Origin of the sequence: Tessaracoccus lubricantis (assembly GCF_039544535.1) — a bacterium.
GTDB classification, from domain to species: domain Bacteria; phylum Actinomycetota; class Actinomycetes; order Propionibacteriales; family Propionibacteriaceae; genus Arachnia; species Arachnia lubricantis.
Genome location: NZ_BAABLV010000038.1, coordinates 67,068 through 85,884, shown reverse-complemented (window position 1 = coordinate 85,884; position 18,817 = coordinate 67,068). Strand labels below are relative to the sequence as shown.

Annotated in this window: 17 protein-coding genes; 6 read left to right on the top strand and 11 right to left on the bottom strand. The window is 69.1% G+C overall.

Translation table 11 applies throughout. The features are described 5' to 3' along the window. Window positions 1–54: 54 nt before the first annotated feature. Genes ABEA30_RS13430 through ABEA30_RS13415 form a run of 4 tightly spaced genes read right to left on the bottom strand, consistent with a single transcriptional unit; the run spans window position 55 to window position 2,038 of the window. Entirely contained in the window at window positions 55–405 is a 351-nt protein-coding gene (locus ABEA30_RS13430; RefSeq protein WP_345583690.1) for an OB-fold nucleic acid binding domain-containing protein, read from the bottom strand. Window positions 406–408: 3 nt separating this feature from the next. Continuing rightward, window positions 409–1,143 carry a DUF3710 domain-containing protein gene (locus tag ABEA30_RS13425; protein WP_345583688.1) on the bottom strand — a complete coding sequence of 245 codons (735 nt, stop codon included), beginning with the start codon at window positions 1,141–1,143 and terminating at the stop codon, window positions 409–411. Window positions 1,144–1,160: 17 nt separating this feature from the next. Next, on the bottom strand, window positions 1,161–1,598 hold the full coding sequence (gene dut, locus ABEA30_RS13420) for a dUTP diphosphatase (protein WP_345583686.1): 438 nt from the start codon (window positions 1,596–1,598) through the stop codon (window positions 1,161–1,163). Further along, window positions 1,595–2,038: a DUF3093 domain-containing protein gene (locus ABEA30_RS13415; protein WP_345583684.1), complete on the bottom strand. Its 444-nt coding sequence runs from the start codon at window positions 2,036–2,038 to the stop codon at window positions 1,595–1,597. Before ABEA30_RS13415 ends, dut begins: the two co-directional genes overlap by 4 nt. A gap of 62 nt (window positions 2,039–2,100) precedes the next feature. Between ABEA30_RS13415 and ABEA30_RS13410 the strand changes: the two genes are divergently transcribed. Beyond that, entirely contained in the window at window positions 2,101–2,391 is a 291-nt protein-coding gene (locus tag ABEA30_RS13410) for a DUF4235 domain-containing protein (RefSeq protein ID WP_345583682.1), read from the top strand. A gap of 8 nt (window positions 2,392–2,399) precedes the next feature. Here ABEA30_RS13410 and ABEA30_RS13405 read toward each other — a convergent pair whose 3' ends face one another. Next, window positions 2,400–2,696 carry a DUF4193 domain-containing protein gene (locus tag ABEA30_RS13405; protein ID WP_345583680.1) on the bottom strand — a complete coding sequence of 99 codons (297 nt, stop codon included), beginning with the start codon at window positions 2,694–2,696 and terminating at the stop codon, window positions 2,400–2,402. Between the two features lie 166 nt (window positions 2,697–2,862). Between ABEA30_RS13405 and sepH the strand changes: the two genes are divergently transcribed. After that, window positions 2,863–3,804: a septation protein SepH gene (sepH, locus tag ABEA30_RS13400; protein ID WP_345583678.1), complete on the top strand. Its 942-nt coding sequence runs from the start codon at window positions 2,863–2,865 to the stop codon at window positions 3,802–3,804. A gap of 524 nt (window positions 3,805–4,328) precedes the next feature. Here sepH and ABEA30_RS13395 read toward each other — a convergent pair. From ABEA30_RS13395 to ABEA30_RS13375, 5 genes are all read right to left on the bottom strand, one after another. Then, complete coding sequence (locus ABEA30_RS13395; RefSeq protein ID WP_345583676.1) at window positions 4,329–8,525, bottom strand: family 20 glycosylhydrolase; 4,197 nt, start codon at window positions 8,523–8,525, stop codon at window positions 4,329–4,331. A gap of 143 nt (window positions 8,526–8,668) precedes the next feature. Continuing rightward, entirely contained in the window at window positions 8,669–9,319 is a 651-nt protein-coding gene (locus tag ABEA30_RS13390) for a thymidine kinase (RefSeq protein WP_345583674.1), read from the bottom strand. Continuing rightward, window positions 9,312–10,556 (bottom strand): glycosyltransferase, encoded by a 1,245-nt coding sequence (locus tag ABEA30_RS13385; RefSeq protein ID WP_345583672.1) that lies wholly within the window; start codon window positions 10,554–10,556, stop codon window positions 9,312–9,314. The genes ABEA30_RS13390 and ABEA30_RS13385 overlap by 8 nt, the downstream gene beginning before the upstream one ends. After that, entirely contained in the window at window positions 10,553–11,671 is a 1,119-nt protein-coding gene (locus ABEA30_RS13380) for an alkaline phosphatase family protein (protein ID WP_345583670.1), read from the bottom strand. Before ABEA30_RS13380 ends, ABEA30_RS13385 begins: the two co-directional genes overlap by 4 nt. Then, the gene (locus ABEA30_RS13375; protein WP_345583668.1) at window positions 11,671–12,225 is read right to left on the bottom strand and encodes a DUF5998 family protein; all 555 of its coding nucleotides are present in this window, start codon (window positions 12,223–12,225) and stop codon (window positions 11,671–11,673) included. The genes ABEA30_RS13380 and ABEA30_RS13375 overlap by 1 nt, the downstream gene beginning before the upstream one ends. Before the next feature lie 39 nt (window positions 12,226–12,264). Between ABEA30_RS13375 and ABEA30_RS13370 the strand changes: the two genes are divergently transcribed. From ABEA30_RS13370 to ABEA30_RS13360, 3 genes are read left to right on the top strand one after another with little or no spacing between them, the layout of a single operon-like run. Further along, window positions 12,265–13,293 (top strand): App1 family protein, encoded by a 1,029-nt coding sequence (locus ABEA30_RS13370; protein WP_345583666.1) that lies wholly within the window; start codon window positions 12,265–12,267, stop codon window positions 13,291–13,293. 25 nt (window positions 13,294–13,318) lie between these two features. Further along, the gene (locus tag ABEA30_RS13365) at window positions 13,319–15,799 is read left to right on the top strand and encodes a DNA gyrase/topoisomerase IV subunit A (RefSeq protein ID WP_345583664.1); all 2,481 of its coding nucleotides are present in this window, start codon (window positions 13,319–13,321) and stop codon (window positions 15,797–15,799) included. A gap of 30 nt (window positions 15,800–15,829) precedes the next feature. Next, window positions 15,830–16,324 carry a beta-class carbonic anhydrase gene (locus ABEA30_RS13360; protein ID WP_345583662.1) on the top strand — a complete coding sequence of 165 codons (495 nt, stop codon included), beginning with the start codon at window positions 15,830–15,832 and terminating at the stop codon, window positions 16,322–16,324. Window positions 16,325–16,354: 30 nt separating this feature from the next. Here ABEA30_RS13360 and ABEA30_RS13355 read toward each other — a convergent pair whose 3' ends face one another. Beyond that, on the bottom strand, window positions 16,355–17,023 hold the full coding sequence (locus ABEA30_RS13355; RefSeq protein ID WP_182763426.1) for a FadR/GntR family transcriptional regulator: 669 nt from the start codon (window positions 17,021–17,023) through the stop codon (window positions 16,355–16,357). Between the two features lie 100 nt (window positions 17,024–17,123). Here ABEA30_RS13355 and ABEA30_RS13350 point away from each other — a divergent pair, with 100 nt between their 5' ends. Next, window positions 17,124–18,815 carry an L-lactate permease gene (locus tag ABEA30_RS13350; RefSeq protein ID WP_345583660.1) on the top strand — a complete coding sequence of 564 codons (1,692 nt, stop codon included), beginning with the start codon at window positions 17,124–17,126 and terminating at the stop codon, window positions 18,813–18,815. Window positions 18,816–18,817: the final 2 nt, after the last annotated feature.

The following is an 18,817-nucleotide window of genomic DNA, read 5'->3' as shown; positions in this document are numbered from 1 at the left end:
GACCCCCTTCACCCCGCCGACACGCCCGCCATCGGATCCCCGCTCACCCCACGCTCAGGTACGAAGAGCCGGGTTGAAGATCACGGGGTTGCCGTCCTCCTCGGCCAGGCGGCCCTCCACGCGGATGTGGCGGCCCGGCATCAGGCACTCGAGACGGCTGCGGCCCATCCAGACCAGCCGGACGGTGCCGGAGCCATCGCTCACCTCCGCCTCGAGCCATCCGTGCTTGGCGTCCGACGTGATGGACACGATCTCGCCACGCAAGGTGACGCGGCTGCGCGGCGTGCACGTGGACAGCGCTTGTGCGCCGCTGTCCTCGGCACGCTGAAGCAACTCGGTGGCCTCCAACTCTTCGGTGGGGGTCACCAACCGTCGCAGCCGCTCTTTGAGCGACCAACGGGTCATGGCTCAGTCCTCCTGTGCCGCCTGTTGTTGCGCCTGCTGCGGCACGGTCATGGGGAGCAGGCTTCCCGGAGCTGCCGGCGCGGTCCCGCGCCGGACCACGAGGGCGCTGAAGAACTCCTCCAGCGCCACCTGGGCGTCCTTGTTGTCTGGTTCGAACGTCGCCTTGCCCAGCAGCACGCCACGCAACACCCAACCGGGGCCGGGCACCAGCCAGGTGCGCGACACGTGCATGGCGGGGTTGCCGTTGGGGTCCGTCACGGGCAGGGCCCTGCGCACCTCGGCGCCGAAGGGGCCCTTCGCCAGGTCGATGCGGCCCTTCTGCGCCTGGGTGGTGCGGATGATCTCGGAGCGGATCTCGCCGGCCATCGACGACTTCGCGGGCCCGGCGAACACCGCCACCTCGAGCGCCGACTGCTGCCCGTCGCCCACCAGGAGCGACTGGACGGTGTTGGTCTCCTTGTTCACCTGGAGCTGCAACGTCATGCCCTCGAACGGGGTCAGCACGAGCGTGCCCAGGTCGAGACGCTGCACCTCATCGGCGTCAGCCTCGAGGTCGACCTCGTCGATGTCGAAGGGGCCCCAGTCGCGGTCGAATTCGGCGTCCCAGAGTGCCGCCTGCTCTTCGATCGACGACGGCTCGGCCGTCTCATCCACTTCTTCCGCGATGCGCTCGTCCGCGGCCTCGGCGGCCGGCAGGCTCTGCTCGGAGTCGGGGCGCTTCTTGCGTCCGAAAATCACAGATCTTCCTTCTGTTCTCAGTCGGTGGTGAACCCACCAGTTGAACCATACCCACCGATCCCGCGCGAAGTCTCATCGAGACTCCCCACCTCGGTGAACGTGGCCGTCACGAACGGCAGGATCAGCAGCTGGGCCATGCGGTCCCCCGCGCTGAGCCGGATGGTCTCGCGGGGGTCGAGGTTGATGAGGCACACCTTGATCTCGCCCCGGTAGCCAGCGTCGATGACGCCGGGCGAGTTGACGATGCTCAGCCCCGCCCGGGCAGCAAGGCCTGAGCGCGGCGTGACCAGGCCCACGTAGCCGTCGGGGATGGCGACGGCGACGCCGGTGCCGACGAGTCGGCGTTCCCCCGGTTCGAGGACGACGTCCTCGACGGCCCGCAGGTCGGCACCTGCGTCACCGGGATGGGCGTAGGTGGGCAGGTGTCCGGGGGTGGCGACCGTGTGGATGTTCATCGCGCATCACCACTGAGCGCTGCGGCCAGTTCTGCCGGGCGTCGCGTGCTGATGAGCCAGCCGGAATGGGGGTCTGCCGGGTCGTTGAGGTCCACCCGCACGACCCCGTCGATGAACGGCCGGGTGAACAGGAACTCGCGGTTGTCGGCGCCAGGCCCCAGCGCGACGCGCGCCTCCTCGCCCTCGTAGGCGGTGACGTTCCCGATGTACTGGCGCTCGAGGCGGTAGCGGCCGGCCGTCAGCGCAGCGTCGTCGACGGTGACACGCGTGGTGCCGTAGGCAAGCAGCCCCAGCACCACCGCCGCGAGCGCGAGCAGGGTGACGGTGACGGCGAGCCACACGTCGAGGTAGGCAAACACCGCGACGGCGATGCTGGCGACGAACAACAGCCCGATCACCATCCACCACCAGGGGATGTGCAGGCGTTCGGAGTAGCTCACGACAGCCACCTTAACGCGTGGGCATAATGGGCATGGATCTGGATCCGGCGAAAGGAACGCTCATGGCAGTGACCGAGAAGATCATGTGGAAGGTGTACGCGGGCGTGGCGGGTGCCGTCACGACGATGGTGACGCAGAAGGCCGTCACGAAGATCTGGGAGGCCGCCACGGGCGAACCGCCGCCGGACCCGAACGATCCGGAGGCGCCGCTGGTCAACGGCCTCATCTGGGCGGCCGCAAGCGGCCTGGGGGTGGGCGTGGCGCAGCTCGTCATGAACCGCTACGTGCACCGGCGCTGGATGGCCAACTACAACCATTCCGGCCCTGGCAAGCTGCGCTCCAAGCTCACCTGACGCGGCTGCTAGACGCAGTCGACGCAGTAGAACAAGCCGTCGCGTTCCTCCGCGAGCTGCGGACGAGCCTTCACCAGGAAGCACGACGCACAGGTGAACTCGTTGGCCTGACGCGGGAGGACGCGCACGGTGAGTTCCTCGTGCGAGAGGTCCGCGCCCGGCAGCTCGAAGGATTCGGCCGCTTCGACCTCGTCCTCGTCGACCTTGCCGGAGTTCTTGTCAGCCCGCCGCGACTTCAACTCTTCGAGCGAATCCTCGCTCATCTCCTCGTCGGTCTTACGAGGAGCGTCGTAGTCCGTTGCCATCCGTTGGGTTCCTTTCGTTGCCACGATCGCGCTATGTGTACCACATCCCACCAAAGAGTGGGATACCCGGCCGACTCTCGTGTCAAGCAAAGTGTGCAGTCGCCGCTCCGCCTCCCCCTCGCGCGCGGCGTACGCTGGTAAGTTGTCCCAGACAGTAGCCAGACGCATGAGGAGCCCCATGGACAACTCTCTGACCCCACGGGAGATCCAGACCCGCATCCGTTCGGGCGCCTCGATCGAGGATCTGGTGGCGGAGAGCGGCATGCCCGCGGAGCGCATCGAGGCGTTCGCCGGCCCGGTGCTCGCAGAGCGTGAACACGTCGCGCAGTCGGCCCAGACGGCGACGGTCCGCCGTCGCGGTGAATCCGGCACCCACCGTCGCCTCGGCGAACTGATCACCTCCAGGCTGCGCTCACGCAGCATCGACGCCGACGAGGTGACGTGGGACGCCTGGCGCCAGTCAGACCTGAAGTGGCGAGTCATCGCACGCCTCGCCTCGGACGTCGAGGCCGAGTCACGCGTGGCGGAGTTCGTCTTCGACCCCAAGGGCCGCTTCTCCGTCGCCCACAACGCCGATGCCCGGTGGATGATCGGCGAGGAGTCGCGCGGGGACGCGCCGCCGGAGGAAGAGAACACCATCGACTTCCATGACGAACTGGCACTGGTGCGCGCCACGCAGCCCGTGACCCGCCCCGGTGACGAGGTGCCGGCCTCCGAGCTCATGCACGAGTCCAACGAGGACACCTCCGAGCTGGACAGCCTGTACGACATGCTCAGCGGCATCAGCGAGGATTCCGTGCGGATCTACACCGGCATCCTCGACCCCGTCGAGCAGGTCGCGCCGCCCGCGGTGGATACCGCCGCGGCCGAGGAGCCAGCCGAGGCCGTCGTCGAGGAGGAGCCCGAAGCGGCAGAGCCCGTCAGGGATCCGTCCGACGACGAGGCAACCACCGTCATCGCGGACGAGGAGCCTGAGCCCGAGGTCGAGGAGCCGACGCAGGACGCCCTCGTCGAGACGGAGGCGGAGCAGCCGAAGCCGACGCGTCGTCGCCGGAGGGCGAGCGTCCCGAGTTGGGACGAGATCATGTTCGGCGGCCCGACGAAGTAACGCTGCCCGGGCCTGCCTTTCCCATCCAACGCCTCAGGCGAGGCGCGCGAGCGGAGCGGCCGCGACGGGAAGCCCGCGCGGGGTGATGCGTCGCCGAGTCTCACGGCATCTTGGGTCAGCGGTTGGACGTCGAGGTGCTGGGTGGCTGCGCTGGGCAAGGCAGCAAACGCGACAACCCGGCGGGGGCGGCGGTCCGCGGGCGGCCTGCGAGCCGGAACGGGGCTGCGGATACGCTGCGGGATTCCTCGGCGTCCACGCCGACAAACCCCGCACCGTAACCAAGGCCGGAATCAGGTGCGGGATTCTTCGGCACGGACGCCGACACATCCCGCAGCCAACCTCAGAGCCGCCCGACGACGGCGACCCGCGCCCACCTGTCGCGGTAGCTGCCCTCGCCCAGCCCCACCACCCACAACCCGCAGCCAACCGCCCCCAGGCCAGACCGACAGCACAGACACGACAGAGGCCCCGGAGCCTTTCGACTCCGGGGCCTCCGTCGAGGTGCTCCTCAGCTCAAGAAGCGGTCACCGCTTCTCTGGGCCTCCGAACATCACGATGTTGTTGAACACCCACTGGTTGCTCTGCGAGAAGGCGTAGCCGCCCTCAGGCTTCGCGGTGGCGGCGTAGACCGTCGTCATCGTGTAGGAGCGGCACGCACCACGGCCGGTGGCCGCCGTGTCGCACTCCGTCTTCCACTGACGCCCCGCCGAGGTGAACAGCCCATTGCTGGTGGCGCCCAGATCACCCAACGGGTTCCCCTTCCACGCAGCACGCGTCATGTACGGCAGGTAGGTGAGGTTGTTGAACGCCCACCCCGACTTCCGCACGAACTCGCCGTCCTCGATCACCACGATCGTGGCCCAGATCTCGGTGCGGCACCGCTCGGTCTGCGAGTACGCCTCGCACGTCGTGTTCCACCGACGACCGTTGAACTCATGCAGACCCGGCAGCGTGTACGGCACGGTACGCACGTACTTGCCGCTGGCCGGCGGAGTCGTCGTCGGCTTCGCCGTCGGGCTCACCGAGGGCTTCGGCGTGGCCTTCTTCGTCACCGTCAGCGTGAAGCTGGCAGTACCGAAGTTGTCGGCTTCGTCGGTGACGGTCACCACGACGGTGAACGTGCCGTCGACGGTGGGCGTGCCGCTGATGTGGCCGGTGGCCGGGTCGATGGCGACACCCGCGGGAAGGCCGGTGGCCGAATACGTGAGCACACCAGGACGCTCATCCGTGGCCTCCACCTGGATGGACACCGCCGTGCCCACGGTGCCGCTCTTGGCACCGATGGCCGCGATCACCGGATCGGTGACGTCGGGGCCACAGGTGACCGGCGGGGTCCAGGTCTGCGCAACCGGGTCGACCACCACGGGGATCTCCGTCCACTCGGAGCGGAACTCGAGCTCACCGATGGTGGCGAACTGGTCCGCCGTGGCGTAGTTCTCTGTGATCACGATCCGCACGTACCGGGCCTGGAGGTCCAGGTCGAAGTTCGTGGCGGCGCGGCCACGCGGAAGGGTCTTGGCCTCGGCCTCGGTCCAGGTCACGTTGTCGGTGCTGTACTGGATGGTGAAGTTCGACACCTGACCGTTGTCGCTGCCCTGACGCGGCACCCAGGTGAACCAATCGAGGTCCTGGACGCTGCCGAGGTCGACGTTGATCGTGTGCGGCATCGGGTCGATCGGGGCCGCCCACCGCGAGTGCCAGAAGGTGGCGCGGTCGCCGTCGACCATCGCCGACGCAAGGCCGTTCGGCGGGGTCTCGTTGGTGGCCTCCGACGACGCGGTGGCGGTGGCGCCGGTGATCAGGTCTCCGGTGACGGGGATCGCGCTGGACTCGACCTCGATCACCTGCTCGGTGAAGCGACCGTCGACGTCAGTGACGCGGAACAGGTACTTTCCGCCCTCGATCTGGTACGTGACCGGCATCGTGAGGTGCGCGTTGCCGTCCTCGTCGGTCATGAACCGGCCCTGGATCGACGGGTCCTGGACCTTGGAGTCGTTCGGGCCAGCGACCTCGATCGGATCCTTGCTGAACTGGATCGTGGCGAGGCTGTTGGGCGTGAAGCCCGACAGGTCGGCGACCAGCCGCGAGTTGTCCTGCACCGTCGCCTCGGCGTTGACGACCGCGACACCGGGTGCGACGCAGACGTCAGGCTCGTACCCGACGGGCTCGGTGTAGCCGGCCTCGGCGGTGACCTTGCCGGTCACGACACGGCCGTCGGAGAACGTCACGGTGGCGTCGAAGGTGCCGGCCTGGACGTACGCGTGGGCGGCACCGACGAGGTAGCGCGACCCGGAGTGGACCGGGGTGCGCTCCTGGATCGGCGTGAACGTCGCCGCCACTGGATCGGAGCCGTCACCGAAGTCGACGGTGGCGGTCAGCGGCTCGGTCAGCTCGGAGTTGCTGGGGCCGTCGGCGTCGTCGACCGTGTCGACCACGATGGACTTGCCGTCGGCGGCCACCTTCGTGCCGGGGGCCGCGATGGTCGCGGGCTCCACCACGAGAGCAGCCCCGGGGGCAGTCTTCGCATCGACGCCGGCGGCGGCGACGTCCCAGGCGACCTTCGGGCTGTCGTAGAAGTTCGAGTCCTTGGCGAGCAGGCGGGCACCCATGGGCGCCATGCGCTGCATGAACTGCGCGGCGTTGCGCTGGGCCTGCGGGGTCCAGCCCACCTCGGCGTGCGACATGGCGCGCGGGAACATCATGAACTCGTTCTGCGAACCGCGTCGGATGGTCTCGGACCACATGGGGCCCTCCATGCCGATGAGGTCCTCCTCGGTCACGGCCGGCAGGTCCGACGACGGGGGCTTGATGACCGTGAGCGGGTTCCAGTTGTAGTAGTGGTCGAGGTCACCGATGCCGGCCCACGTGAGGCCGATCGGGGTCTTGCTCGAGTACTTCATGTCGAGGTAGGCGCGGTTCGAGTCCGACACGACCACCTGGGCTCCCGCCTGGATCGCGTCGTAGGTGGGGCGGGTGCTGCCCACCCAGTACTGCACGACGTCACCTTCGGAGAGGCCCGCGGCCGCGAACTCGTTCCAGCCGATGGCGTTCTTGTCGAGGCCACGGACCAGTTCGATGACCTTCTGCACGAAGGCCTGGTAGTCCTCGTGCGGCGTGGCGTGCGTCTCGTCGCCACCGACGTGGATGTAGGGGCCGGGGGTGATGTCGGCGAGCTGGCCGAAGATGTGCTCGAGGGCCACCCACGTGTTCGGGTTGTTCACGTCGAGCGTGGACTCACCGACGTTGCCGTTGTTCTGCTCCTTCGTGTTGCCGTAGACGGTCGTGATGGGGCGGGTGTTGGCGTTGTTGAGCTGCGGGTTGGAGTGCAGCAGCGCGCCGGTGTGGCCCGGCACGTCGATCTCCGGGACGATCGTGATCTGGCGCGCGGCGGCGTAATCGACGATGTCCTTGTACTGGTCCTGGGTGTAGTAGCCGTTGCGGCCGATCTCCGACTTGTAGCCGAAGGTCTTGCCGGGCTCGGTCTCGGCCATGGAGAGCTGGCCACCGATTCGGTGGAGGCGCGTATAGTCGATCTCGTCACCAGCGGCGCGACCCTCGTTGGTGATCTCGATGCGCCAGCCCTGGTCGTCGGCCAGGTGGAGGTGGATGCGGGAGATCTTCACCGACGCGAGCGTGTCGATGATGTCCTTCAACTCGTCGACCTCGATGAATGAGCGGGCCACGTCGATCTGGGTGCCGCGGTGCACGTAGCGCGGGGCGTCCTCGACGGTGACCGCCGGAGCCGTCCACTGCGTGTAGACGGTGTCCTGGGAGAAGATGAGCGGCGGGAAGAGCTGAAGCAGCGTCTGCGCACCGTTCCACAGGCCATGGGCCGCCTTCGCGGTGATGGTGACGCCCCCCTCTGCCGTCACGAGCTTGTAGGGCTCATCGACGCTGGGCGTGGCGACGACCGGCACCAGGCCGGCGTCGAGCACGAACTTGATGCTGTTGGTGTCATCGGAGGCGACCACCGGCAGCGCGAAACCGGTCGCGGCGCGCAACTGCGTGGCGACCAGTTCGGCGATGTCGGCGCCGGCCCCCGACGCGACGATCGTGGTGTCGGCGTTGAGCTCGAACGGTGCGCCCTCGTCCTCGGTCACCTTGACCGGGAGCGGGACGAGGTTGACGGCACCCGACGGTGGGGCCGGGGGCGTCGGCTCGGGGCCGTTCCAGACCTCGAACTCGTACAGCGACACGCCCCACTTCTGGGTGCCGATCACCGTGCGGTCGATCGCCTGCATGCGCACGTAGTTCCATGCGGTGGTCGCGGTGGCCGCGTTGAGGGTCTGCTGGTCCAGCCCGGGGGTGTCCTTGGGCGGGCACGTGGGGCGGATCGTGTCGGTGGCGTCGGTCCAGGTGACGCCGTCCTGCGAGACCTGCAGCTTGTAGGCCGCGGCGCAGGCCGCCTCCCAGTAGGTGTTGACGTGGTGCACGACGGTGGGCTGGGCCAGCTTCACCTGGATCCAGGCGTCGTCGGCGTAGTTCGACGACCAGCGGGAGCTGAGGTCGCCGTCGACGCCCAACTGGTAGGTCCAACGGCCGTCGGACAACTCGTTGCCCGACGCCGACACGGTGGACCCGTTGGAGGTCAACGCGACGTTGGTTCCGGTGTCCTCCGCCGATGCCATGGTCGGCGCGACCGTGGCGACAATGCCGCTGAAGGCAACGGCCAAGGCCGATGTCAGGGCAGCCAGTCGCCTGGACTTTCTTCGCACGTGCATCTTCGCACCCTTATCTCTCTAGGCGCGCCACCGAACTGTGGCACGGTTCCCAGAGATCCTTGCCCAATGGCATGCCAAACTGAACCTGCCCGGCCCGAATGCGAAGACCGAATGCGCGTTTGCGGCTTGTGGTCAGCTGCTTGTCACTGCGGTGTGTCGTCGAACGGGAGGGGATCCGGCGAGAGCGTCGCCCTGGCTCGGGTCGCCGTCATCCGCCGACGGTGGTGCATGCGGCACAGGACCTCGTAGCGCACCTCTCCCCCGTCGTCGGTGTCGCCGACGACCACTTGGGACCCCTCCGTCACCATCAGCCCGTCGACCGTCCGGGCGTTGTGCGTGCCGCGGGCACCACACCAGCACAGCGGCCCCAGCGACAACATCTCCAGCCGGTCGGCGAGCTCCACCAACCGCTTCGAGCCCGGGAACAGTTCCGTGCGGAAGTCGGCCATGATGCCGAACGCGTACACGTCGAGCTGCAGCTCGTCGACGACGCGGGCCAGCTGGTCGATCTGCTCGGCCGTGTAGAACTGCGCTTCGTCACACACGAGGTAGTCGACGATCTTGCCCGACGTGAGCTCCGAGATCACGTAGCGCCAGAAGTCGAACCCCGCGTCCACCTCGATGGCGCGCGCACTGAGGCCGAGCCGCGACGTGATCACGCCCTCGCCGGCGCGGTCCTGCGAGCTGAACACCCTCCCCTTCCTGCCGTGCGTGGAATGGACGTGGTCCAGTTGCAGCGCCATCGTGGACTTCCCGCAGTCCATCGGTCCGCTGTGGAACACAAGTTCAGCCATGTCTCCTCGGCATCCTGATCGCTTCCTCATACACCTCGACGTACGCCTTGGCCATGCCCGCCGGATGAAGCCCCTGCTCCGTCCCGCAGTAGGCCTCGCGCAGCCCAGCAAGCTTGGCAGGCTCCGCCATTTCGCGCATCCCGACGGCGAGGGCCTGCACGTGTGGTGCCACCAGGTGGCTCGTGCCGGGGCGCAGCCCGCCGGCGAGCCGGTCGTCGCAATAGAGGACGGGGAGGCGCGCGGCGGCGGCCTCGAGGAACACCATGGGTTGCACGTCGAAGCGGTAGGAGCCGAGCACCAGCGCATCCGCCTCGAGGTACTGCCTGGCGAGCACCTCCCGGTCGGAGATCGCGCCGAGGAACCGGACGCCGGGCACGCCCATCGCCTCGAGGCGTGCCCGCTGGTCGCCGTCGCCCACGATGACCAGCTCGGCGCCCGGGAGCCGGGCCTGCCCGAAGGCACGGAGCACCACGTCCAGGCGCTTCTCACGGGCCAGGCGTCCGATGCTGAGGAAACGCACTCCGTCGCGCCCGCCGCGCGGTGGCCCACCCGGGCCCACGTCCGCTACTCCGGTGGAGGCGTTGGGGACGACCCGCCCGTCGATCGGCTGGCCGACGGCGGCCTCGATGTTGTCGAGCATGTACCGGGCGGGGCTGGTCACCAGGTCCACGTGGGAGGCGATCCGTGCGAGCGAACGCCAGTCCATGCGCGAGAAGACGTTGTCGTTGTCCGGCTCCGCGGTGCGCGGCGGCATGCTGGCGCGGAACCTGGCCGGGCGTCGGGAGGCCAGTGCGAGCGCCCGGGTGATCAGCAGCTCGTACCCGACCGACCCGAACACGCCGTGCACGGGCAGCGTGGCATGCGTGCCCGCCACGTTGCAGTGGAAGGTGTGCACGTGCGGAACGTCCTGCAGGCGCGCCAGTCGCGCAGCCAGGACGACGGCGCCCCGCTCCGTCTGCGAGTGCACCACGTCGAACCTCGCCCCTGACGTGATCTTCCTCGCGCGGCGCTCGCCGGGCGGGAGCACGCTCAGGTGTGGCTGGAGGATGTCGGCGTGCAGCACGGGGCAGGCGATGGTGTGCACCCCGTGCGGTGGGGTGAGGTGCCGGTCGGGCGCGATGAGGGTCGCCTCGTGGCCGAGCTTCGTCAGTTCCTCCAGCTGCACCTGGACCGAGCGGCTGATGCCCCCCGAGGCGGGGAAGAAGTCGTCGATGACGATCGCGACGCGCAGCGTCACGGACGGCCGCCGTGCACGAGGAGGGGCACCTCCATTTCGGCCGCCGTCATCGAACCGTGCATGCCCACGAGGGAGAACTCGCCCGGGGTGGCGTAGCTCATGGCGGCCCACGTGCCGGTCATGGCCGCCACGACGTCGCCGATGCGGGCGGCGCTCATGTTCGACACGTTCGGCCCGAACCAGCCCGCCTCGATCGCCTCCTCGCGTCGGAGGACGTGGGCACGCTCCCCCAGCACCGACTCCCAGGCCCAGGCCAGCGCGCGGGCGTCGTCGCCGTAGACGTGCCGGAAGCGCGGCTCGCCGCCCAGGTGCGTGTAGCCGCCCAGACGGGGTTCGTCCTCGACGATCACGCGCTCGTCCTCGGGGATGTTGAGCATCCCGTGGTCGCCAGTGACCAGGAGGCACACCGACGGCGGTAGGGCGTCGATGAGGTGCGCCACGTAGTCGTCGATGAAGGCGAGCCTGTCCAGCCACTGCCAGCTGCCGGTGCCGTGGGCGTGCCCGTCGGAGTCGAGCAGCCGCTCGTAGAGGTAGACCACGTCGGCTCCCCGCAACGCGTCGGTCACGAGGCCCGTCAGTTCCTCGACGTCGCCCTCTGTGCCGACCGGGTAGAGGCGCGTGCCGGCGAAGGCGACCCTCGTGAGCGCACTACTGGCGAAGCGCCCGAGCGTCACGGCGGCGCTGGTGCGCCCTTGCGAGCCGAGCCGCTGGAAGACGGTGGGCTTCTGCGCGAAGCCCTCGATGTCGTCCGGGCCGCCCTCCCAGGTGAGGGAATTGATGACCCGGCCCACCGTCGGCTCGTAGAAGCTGTAGCCCATCACGCCGTGCTCGCCCGGGGTGGCGCCGCAGCCGAGCGACGTGAGGGAGGTTGCCGTCGTCGAAGGGACGGAGCAGGTCAGCCGGTGGCCCCGGTCCATCAGGGCCGCCATCGTCTCCGCGTGCTCGGCATGCTCCTTCAGCTGGTGCCAACCGAGGCCGTCGACCAGCAGCACCACGTACTGCCGGGTTGCGGGGATGTCGATCAGCGGGGTGCCCCCGTCGAGACCCGCGACGACGCTGGGCAGCAGGTTGGCCAGGCTGAGGTCTTCGTAGCGCGGGTCGACGAAGGCGAGCATCAGGCGATCACCTGCTGCAGCGTGGCGCCGAACTCGACGAGCCGGCGGGCGTTGTCGCCGTCCGCCGCGGGGCTCATCCGCACGGTGATGTCATCGGGCTGCAGCACGCCGGTGTAGCCGTGGTCCGCGTCGCAGTTCGGGTCCTCGCAGCTGGCTGGGCCCAGGTCGAGGCGCCGCGCCGCACCCCAGACGATGGTCAGCCACGCCTCCTGCATCCCTGAACGCTGCTCGGGCTGCGCCATGGCGCGGGTGACCACGACCGAGTCGATGGCACGCAGCGCCACCACCTCGGACGTCGCGATCGCCTCGGGGCGCCCACCCTCACCCTCGTCGATGTGGCAGATCTGGAGCTGCGTCTCGGTGAGCACCAGCACCGTCAGGTGGCGGTGCAGCTCCCGCCCGGCGAACGTGGCCTCGTGGTGCACCAGGTGGTCCACCACGGGACGGCCGCCCAGGCCCATGAGGACGGTCTCCACGACGAGGCTGGGATAGAAGCCGCACTCGGCGATCTCGTCGATGAGCCCTGAGGGGAGAGTCTGGTTGTCGGCGGTCACGCGGCCATTGTGTCACGGAGCAGGGATAGGTTTGGGGACATGGCCTCTCGCCCCTTCATCGCAGCCCGCATCGAAGATCGCCTCAACTCGCTGCTCAACCGTGCGCTCGCGCGGCGGGGTTGGCAGGAGTCGATCATCGCCTACACCGGCTTCGGCACCAGCGAGCAGCTGCGCATCCTGGCGCGGGTCGTGCTGCGCCCGTCGGACACGCTCGGCATCGTGCAGGCCGCCTCGGCGCTGATCTATCGGCGCGGCTGGCGCAACTTCATGAACGCTGCGAAGGTCAACGCCATGGTGACAGTCGTCATCGGCGACGTGCGCATCCCCGTCCAGGCAGACCGCGGCGGGTTCATCGACGTGCGCGTCCGCAACCCGGGGCTGGCCCCCGGCTGGCACTCGGTCACGCTCGAGGGCGACGGCGGGGCCTCGGCGCTGGCCAGCGTGCAGGTGATAGGCGACGACGTGGAGTTCGGCATCGTCAGCGACATCGACGACACCATCCTCAGCACGTCGCTGCCGCGGCCCATGCTGGCCGCCTGGAACTCGTTCGTGTTGACAGAACAGGCCAGGCAGGCGGTGCCGGGCATGGCACGGCTCTACCAGCAACTCCTCGCGCAGCACCCCGGCGCACCCATCATCTTCATCTCCACCGGCGCCTGGAACACCTTCCCGATGATCAAGCGCTTCATCACCCGCCACGGCATCCCACAGGGCGCCATGCTGCTGACCGACTGGGGCCCCACGAACACCGGCTGGTTCCGCAGCGGGCCGGACCACAAGCGCCGGTGCCTCCGGGAACTGGCCCGAGACCTGCCGAACATCCGTTGGCTGCTCGTCGGCGACGACGGCCAGCACGACCCCGACCTGTACGCCGAGTTCGCCAGCCTCCAGCCGGAGCACGTACGGGCCAGGGCGATCAGGCAGCTGACGCCGGGCGAGCACACACTGGCCCACGGCCTCCCGATGGAGGTGCCCCAGAGCGACGAGCGGTGGGAGCCCGACACGGCGCCGGAGGTGCGTGCACCCGACGGCGACGGTTTGGGCGATAAGCTCTCCAGGTTGCTGTAGTCCCACCACCTGAGGAGAGCGCCCGATGACCAAGCGGACGATCGACGACGAACTCAATGAGGAAGAACACATCCTCGACGTCGACGTCACCCAGGAGATGGAGGCCAGCTTCCTGGAATACGCCTACTCGGTCATCTACTCCCGGGCCCTGCCCGACGCGCGCGACGGCCTCAAGCCGGTGCAGCGCCGCATCCTGTACTCGATGGACCGCATGGGGGTCCGCCCCAACGTCGGCCACGTCAAGTGCGCCCGCGTCGTGGGCCAGGTCATGGGCCTCCTCCACCCGCACGGCGACACCGCCATCTACGACGCGCTGGTGCGCATGGGACAGCCCTGGGCCGTGCGGCTGCCGCTGATCGACGGGCACGGCAACTTCGGCTCACTCGACGCCGGCCCGGCCGCCATGCGCTACACCGAGTGCCGCATGGCCCAGTCCGCACAGGCCATGACCCGCGGCATCGACGAGGACACCGTCGACTTCAAGCCCAACTACGACGGCAAGGAGACCGAGCCGGTCGTCCTACCCGCTGCCTTCCCCAACCTGCTGGTCAACGGCGCGGCCGGCATCGCCGTCGGCATGGCCACCAACATCGCCCCCCACAACCTCGTCGAGGTCGTCGCCGGCCTGCAGCAGCTGCTCAGGAACCCGGCCATCGAACTCGACGAACTGATGCGCCACATCCCCGGCCCCGACTTCCCCACCGGCGGCAAGATCGTCGGCCTCGACGGCATCCGCGACGCATACGCCACCGGCCGCGGCTCCCTGAAGCTGCGGGCCACCACCCGCATCGAGAAGGTCAGCCCCCGCCGCATGGGCATCGTGGTGACCGAGCTGCCCTACATGATCGGCCCCGAGCGCATCATCGAGCAGATCAAGAAGGGCGTCCAGGACAAGAAGCTCACCGGCATCGCAGACGTCAAGGACCTCACGGACCTGACGCACGGCACCCGCCTGGTCATCGAGGTCAAGAACGGCATCAACCCCGAGGCTCTGCTCGAGCAGCTGTTCAAGGCCACCAAGCTCGAGGACACCTTCGCCATCAACGCCGTCGCGCTGGTCGACGGGCAGCCGCGCACCCTCACGCTCAAGGAGATGCTCGAGGTCTACCTCGAACACCGCCTCGACGTGACGCTGCGGCGCACCCACCACCGCCTCGGCAAGGCCGAGGAACGCCTCCACCTCGTGCGCGGCCTCATCATCGCCATCGCCGACATCGACGACGTCATCGCCATCATCCGTTCCTCCGACGACGCCGCCCAGGCCCGCGAACGACTCATGGCCGCGTTCGACCTCGACGAGGTCCAGGCCACCTACATCCTCGACATGCAGCTGCGGCGCCTCACCAGGTTCTCCACCATCGAACTGGAGAAGGAGGCCGACGAGCTGGCCAGCGCCATCGAGGGGCTGCGCGAGATCATCGAGGACCCGGCCGTCCTGCGCCGCTTGGTGGGCAAGGAGCTCGCCGACGTCGCCAAGGAGTTCGGCACCCCTCGCCGCACCGTCCTGTTGGCCTCCTCCGGGGTGCCCACCACCGCCACCGCGGCACCGCTCGAGGTCCCCGACGACCCGTGCTGGGTGCTGCTGAGCGGCACGGGCCTCGTGGCCCGCACCAACGTGCTGGGCCCCCTCCCCACGGAGGGGCGTGCCGCACACGACGTCGTCATCGCCCGCGTGCGGACCAGCGCCCACGGCGAGTTCGGCGTCCTCACCAACCGCGGCCGCGTCATCCGCTGCCGCGCCATCGAGCTGCCGACGGTGCCGCTCACCGCGTCGGTGGCCAGCCTGCAGGGCGGCAGCCTCGCCCATGAGCTGTGGCCCTTGGAAGCGGGAGAGCGGGCGCTGGGCCTCACGTCGTTCGACACGGAGTCGCCCGGGCTGGCGATCGGCACCAGGCAGGGCGTCGTGAAGCGCGTGCGGCCCGACCTCCTGGTGCGCGACTCCTGGGAGGTCATCGCCCTGCGCGACGGCGACGAGGTGGTGGGCGCCGTCGAACTGCTCGACGAAGCCAAGCACCTGGCCTTCCTCACCACCGACGCGCAGCTCCTGCACTTCCCGGCCGCCAGCGTCCGCCCACAGGGCCGCACCGGCGGCGGCATGGCGGGCATCAAGCTCGGTTCCGGCGCCGCCGTCGTCTGGTTCGGCGTGGTGGACCCCGCCACCGACGACGTCGTCACCGTCTCGGGCTCGTCCACGTCGCTGCCGGGGACGGAGTCCGGGCTGGCCAAGGTCACCCCGCTCTCGGAGTTCCCCGCCAAGGGCAGGGCCACGGGCGGCGTCCGCGCACACCGGTTCCTGAAGGGCGAGGACGCCCTGCTCATCGCGGCCATCGGGCCCCGGCCCGTCGTCGCCGCGGCAACCAGCGGATCCCCGGTCAAGCTCCCGCGCGAGCACGGCCGACGCGACGGGTCCGGCACCCCGCTGTCGCAGCCGGTCACCATGCTGGCGGGACGCGACCCGGGCGAGGAGCCCCGGACAGCCGACAGCGACACCCTCTTCGGGCAGTAGCATTTCGCGCGACGAAGGGATCCACCTGGCATGAGCAACTTTGACGACCTGCTGGAGGCCAACCGGGCCTACGCCGCCGACTTCTCCGATGGGTACTTCGACGGCATCGCGAAGGCAGGCGTCTGCATCGTGACCTGCATGGACTCCCGGATCGAGCCGCTCGACATGGTGGGCCTGCGCATCGGTGACGCGAAGATCCTCCGCTCCCCCGGCGGCCGCGTCACGACCTCGGTGCTCACCGGCTGTGTGCTCAGCGTGCAGCTCCTCCAGGTGGACCGGATCATGGTGGTGCCGCACACGCGCTGCGCCATGGCCTCCGGCACCGATGAGGACCTCCGTAGGGTCATCTCCGCCAAGACCGGCACGGACACGTCCTGGCTCTCGTTCGGGGCCAACCCCGATCAGGCTGCGCGGCTGCGCTCAGACGTGGACATGATCGCCAACCACCCGCTGATCAAGGGTCACGCGGAGGTCGGCGGCTTCATCTACGACGTCGACACCGGCCTCCTGACCCAGGTCCTCTAGCTCGCTGCTCGCCACCTCGGGGGCTGCTGTCTAGCTGAGCGCGGCGAGCGCGTTGCGCACGTGCTCCTCGCTCAGTTGGGCGGCGCGCTCCCCGTCGCCGGCCTCCAGGGCGTCGACGATGTGTAGGTGCTCGTGGACCAGCCTGGCGCGCAGCTCCTCCCACTGCGCCAGGCGCTCTTCAGCGCTGAGGATCCTCTCTGCCACCGCCTCGCGGATCGCAATGGTCATGTCGCGGATGAGCCGGTTCTCGCCGGCCGCCGCGATGGCCACGTGGAACGCGGTGTCCAAGTCGTTGAACGCGGCTGGCCGGGTCACGCCGACCATCTCCTCCGCGAGGCGCCTGACCTCTCCCATCGGCCGGCCCACGGCAGCCAGCGCGGCGGCGCGCTCCAGCGCCACGCGCGTCTCGGTGATCTCGGCGAAGGAGACTGCCTCCAGCGCGACGTGCAGTTTGAGCATCCGCCCGAAGGCGACTCCCTGCCCCGTCCCGACGGTGGTGCCGCCGGCCCGCCCGGTGGCCGAACTCAGCACGCCCTGGGCCTGGAGCACCTTGATGGCCTCGCGGACCGCGCTGCGGCTGGCCCCGAGCTGACTGGAGAGCTCGCGCTCGTTTGGCAGCCTGTCACCGGCAGCGAGGCGCCCGGAGAGGATCTCGCCCGTCAGGTAGTCGAGCGCGTTCTCAAAGCCACCGGTGGTCATAGCACCCCATTGTGTCCCATCCAATTGACAGCCGCCTCTCCAAAGCTTATGGTCTGACCATTACATTATGGTCTGACCATATGAACGACGGAGTTCACCGATGTTGCTGGAAGTTTTCCAACCGGTCACAAACCCCCTGGGGGCCCAATGGCTGTCCGCGCTCGTGGCGGCAGTCCCTGTCATCGCGATGCTCATCACCCTCGGTGCGCTGCGCTGGAAGGCCCACCTCGCCGGCCCCTTCTCCTGGGCGACGGCCGTGCTGGTCGCCGTCACGGCCTTCGGCATGCCGCTGACCACCGCGCTGGCCACCAGCGTGCACGGCTTCGTCTACGGCCTGTTCCCCATCATCTGGATCCTGCTGACCGCCATCTGGATGTACGAGGTCACGGTGGCCTCCGGCCGCTTCGACGACCTGCGGCGCACCTTCTTCCTCATCTCCGATGACCCCCGGGTCCTCGGCCTCCTCATTGCGTTCAGCTTCGGCGGCCTCCTCGAGGCCCTCGCCGGCTTCGGCGCCCCCGTCGCCATCACCGCGGCCATGCTGATCGCGATCGGCTTTTCGCCCCTGCGCTCTGCGCTCATCGCGCTGCTCGCCAACACCGTCCCCGTCGCGTTCGGCGCCGTCGGCCTCCCGGTGCTGATGGCCGCCAAGACGGGCGGGTTCGACGACGTGCTGGCCGTCTCCCCCATCACTGGCCGGCTGACCGCACTGCTGTGCCTCGTGGTGCCCTTCCTGCTCCTCGCGGTGATGGACGGAAAGCGCGGCCTACGTGAAGGCTGGCCCTTCGGCCTGGTCGTCGGCGTCACCTTCGGCATCGCCAAGTGGATCGTGTCCGCCACGCCCCTCTACAACCTCACCGAGGTGTTCGCTGCCGTGAGCAGCGTCATCGTGGCCATCGCCTTCCTCAAGGTGTGGCACCCGAGGGGTGGCGCGGAGGCGGCCGAACGGATCGGCATCAAGATCGACCCCTCCGTCGAGAAGGGCGCTCCGGTCGATGCCGGCCGTACCTCGGGCGAGGCACTGACCGGAGGCCGGATCATGATGGCACTGGTGCCCTACCTGCTCGTCATCGTGGTGTTCGGAGTCGCGGCGCTGCCGCCGGTGAAGGCCGCGCTGGCCTCCACCGACGTGAAGTTCGCCTGGCCCGGCCTGGGCGGGCTGCTGGACGTCGCCGGCAACCCGGCCGTCCACCAGTCCTACACGCTCGCCTGGGCGTCGACGCCGGGCATCCTGCTCGCCTTCGTGGCCATCGTCACCGGCCTCATCTACCGGATGGGCATCGGAGAGATCTTCGGCGTGCTGTGGACCAACGCGAAGAAACTGCGCTTCGCGATGCTCACCATCGGCAGCGTCGTGGCGCTGGCCTACGTGATGGGCGACTCGGGCCAGACCCTGGCGCTCGGCCTCTTCTTCGCAGGCGCCGGCGCCCTCTACCCCTACGTGGCTCCGGTCCTCGGCTGGATCGGCACCTACGTGACCGGCTCCGACACGTCGGCCAACATCCTGTTCTCCAGCCTCCAATCCGGAGTAGGCGCCGAGATCGGCCCGGGCTCGCACCTCGGCACCGAATCGATGCGCGCTCTGCTCGTCGGCTCCAATGCGGCCGGCGGCGTGGTGGGCAAGATGATCTCGCCGCAGTCGCTGACGATCGCCGCCACCGCCATCGGCATCGCCGGCGCCGAGTCCACGATCCTGCGCCGCATCATCGGGTGGAGCTTCGTGCTGCTCGCCCTGCTGTGCCTGCTCTCCGGGCTCATGTCCACCCCCGTGCTCTCCTGGCTGCTCCCCTGATC

Excerpts from the sequence above, each read along its gene's own strand:
- dut (WP_345583686.1), bottom strand. The coding sequence starts at position 1,598 with ATGAACATCCACACGGTCGCCACCCCCGGACACCTGCCCACCTACGCC.
- ABEA30_RS13365 (WP_345583664.1), top strand. The coding sequence starts at position 13,319 with ATGACCAAGCGGACGATCGACGACGAACTCAATGAGGAAGAACACATC.
- ABEA30_RS13355 (WP_182763426.1), bottom strand. The coding sequence starts at position 17,023 with ATGACCACCGGTGGCTTTGAGAACGCGCTCGACTACCTGACGGGCGAG.
- ABEA30_RS13395 (WP_345583676.1), bottom strand. The coding sequence starts at position 8,525 with ATGCACGTGCGAAGAAAGTCCAGGCGACTGGCTGCCCTGACATCGGCC.
- sepH (WP_345583678.1), top strand. The coding sequence starts at position 2,863 with ATGAGGAGCCCCATGGACAACTCTCTGACCCCACGGGAGATCCAGACC.
- ABEA30_RS13360 (WP_345583662.1), top strand. The coding sequence starts at position 15,830 with ATGAGCAACTTTGACGACCTGCTGGAGGCCAACCGGGCCTACGCCGCC.
- ABEA30_RS13410 (WP_345583682.1), top strand. The coding sequence starts at position 2,101 with ATGGCAGTGACCGAGAAGATCATGTGGAAGGTGTACGCGGGCGTGGCG.
- ABEA30_RS13390 (WP_345583674.1), bottom strand. The coding sequence starts at position 9,319 with ATGGCTGAACTTGTGTTCCACAGCGGACCGATGGACTGCGGGAAGTCC.
- ABEA30_RS13405 (WP_345583680.1), bottom strand. The coding sequence starts at position 2,696 with ATGGCAACGGACTACGACGCTCCTCGTAAGACCGACGAGGAGATGAGC.
- ABEA30_RS13350 (WP_345583660.1), top strand. The coding sequence starts at position 17,124 with ATGTTGCTGGAAGTTTTCCAACCGGTCACAAACCCCCTGGGGGCCCAA.
- ABEA30_RS13430 (WP_345583690.1), bottom strand. The coding sequence starts at position 405 with ATGACCCGTTGGTCGCTCAAAGAGCGGCTGCGACGGTTGGTGACCCCC.
- ABEA30_RS13380 (WP_345583670.1), bottom strand. The coding sequence starts at position 11,671 with ATGCTCGCCTTCGTCGACCCGCGCTACGAAGACCTCAGCCTGGCCAAC.
- ABEA30_RS13370 (WP_345583666.1), top strand. The coding sequence starts at position 12,265 with ATGGCCTCTCGCCCCTTCATCGCAGCCCGCATCGAAGATCGCCTCAAC.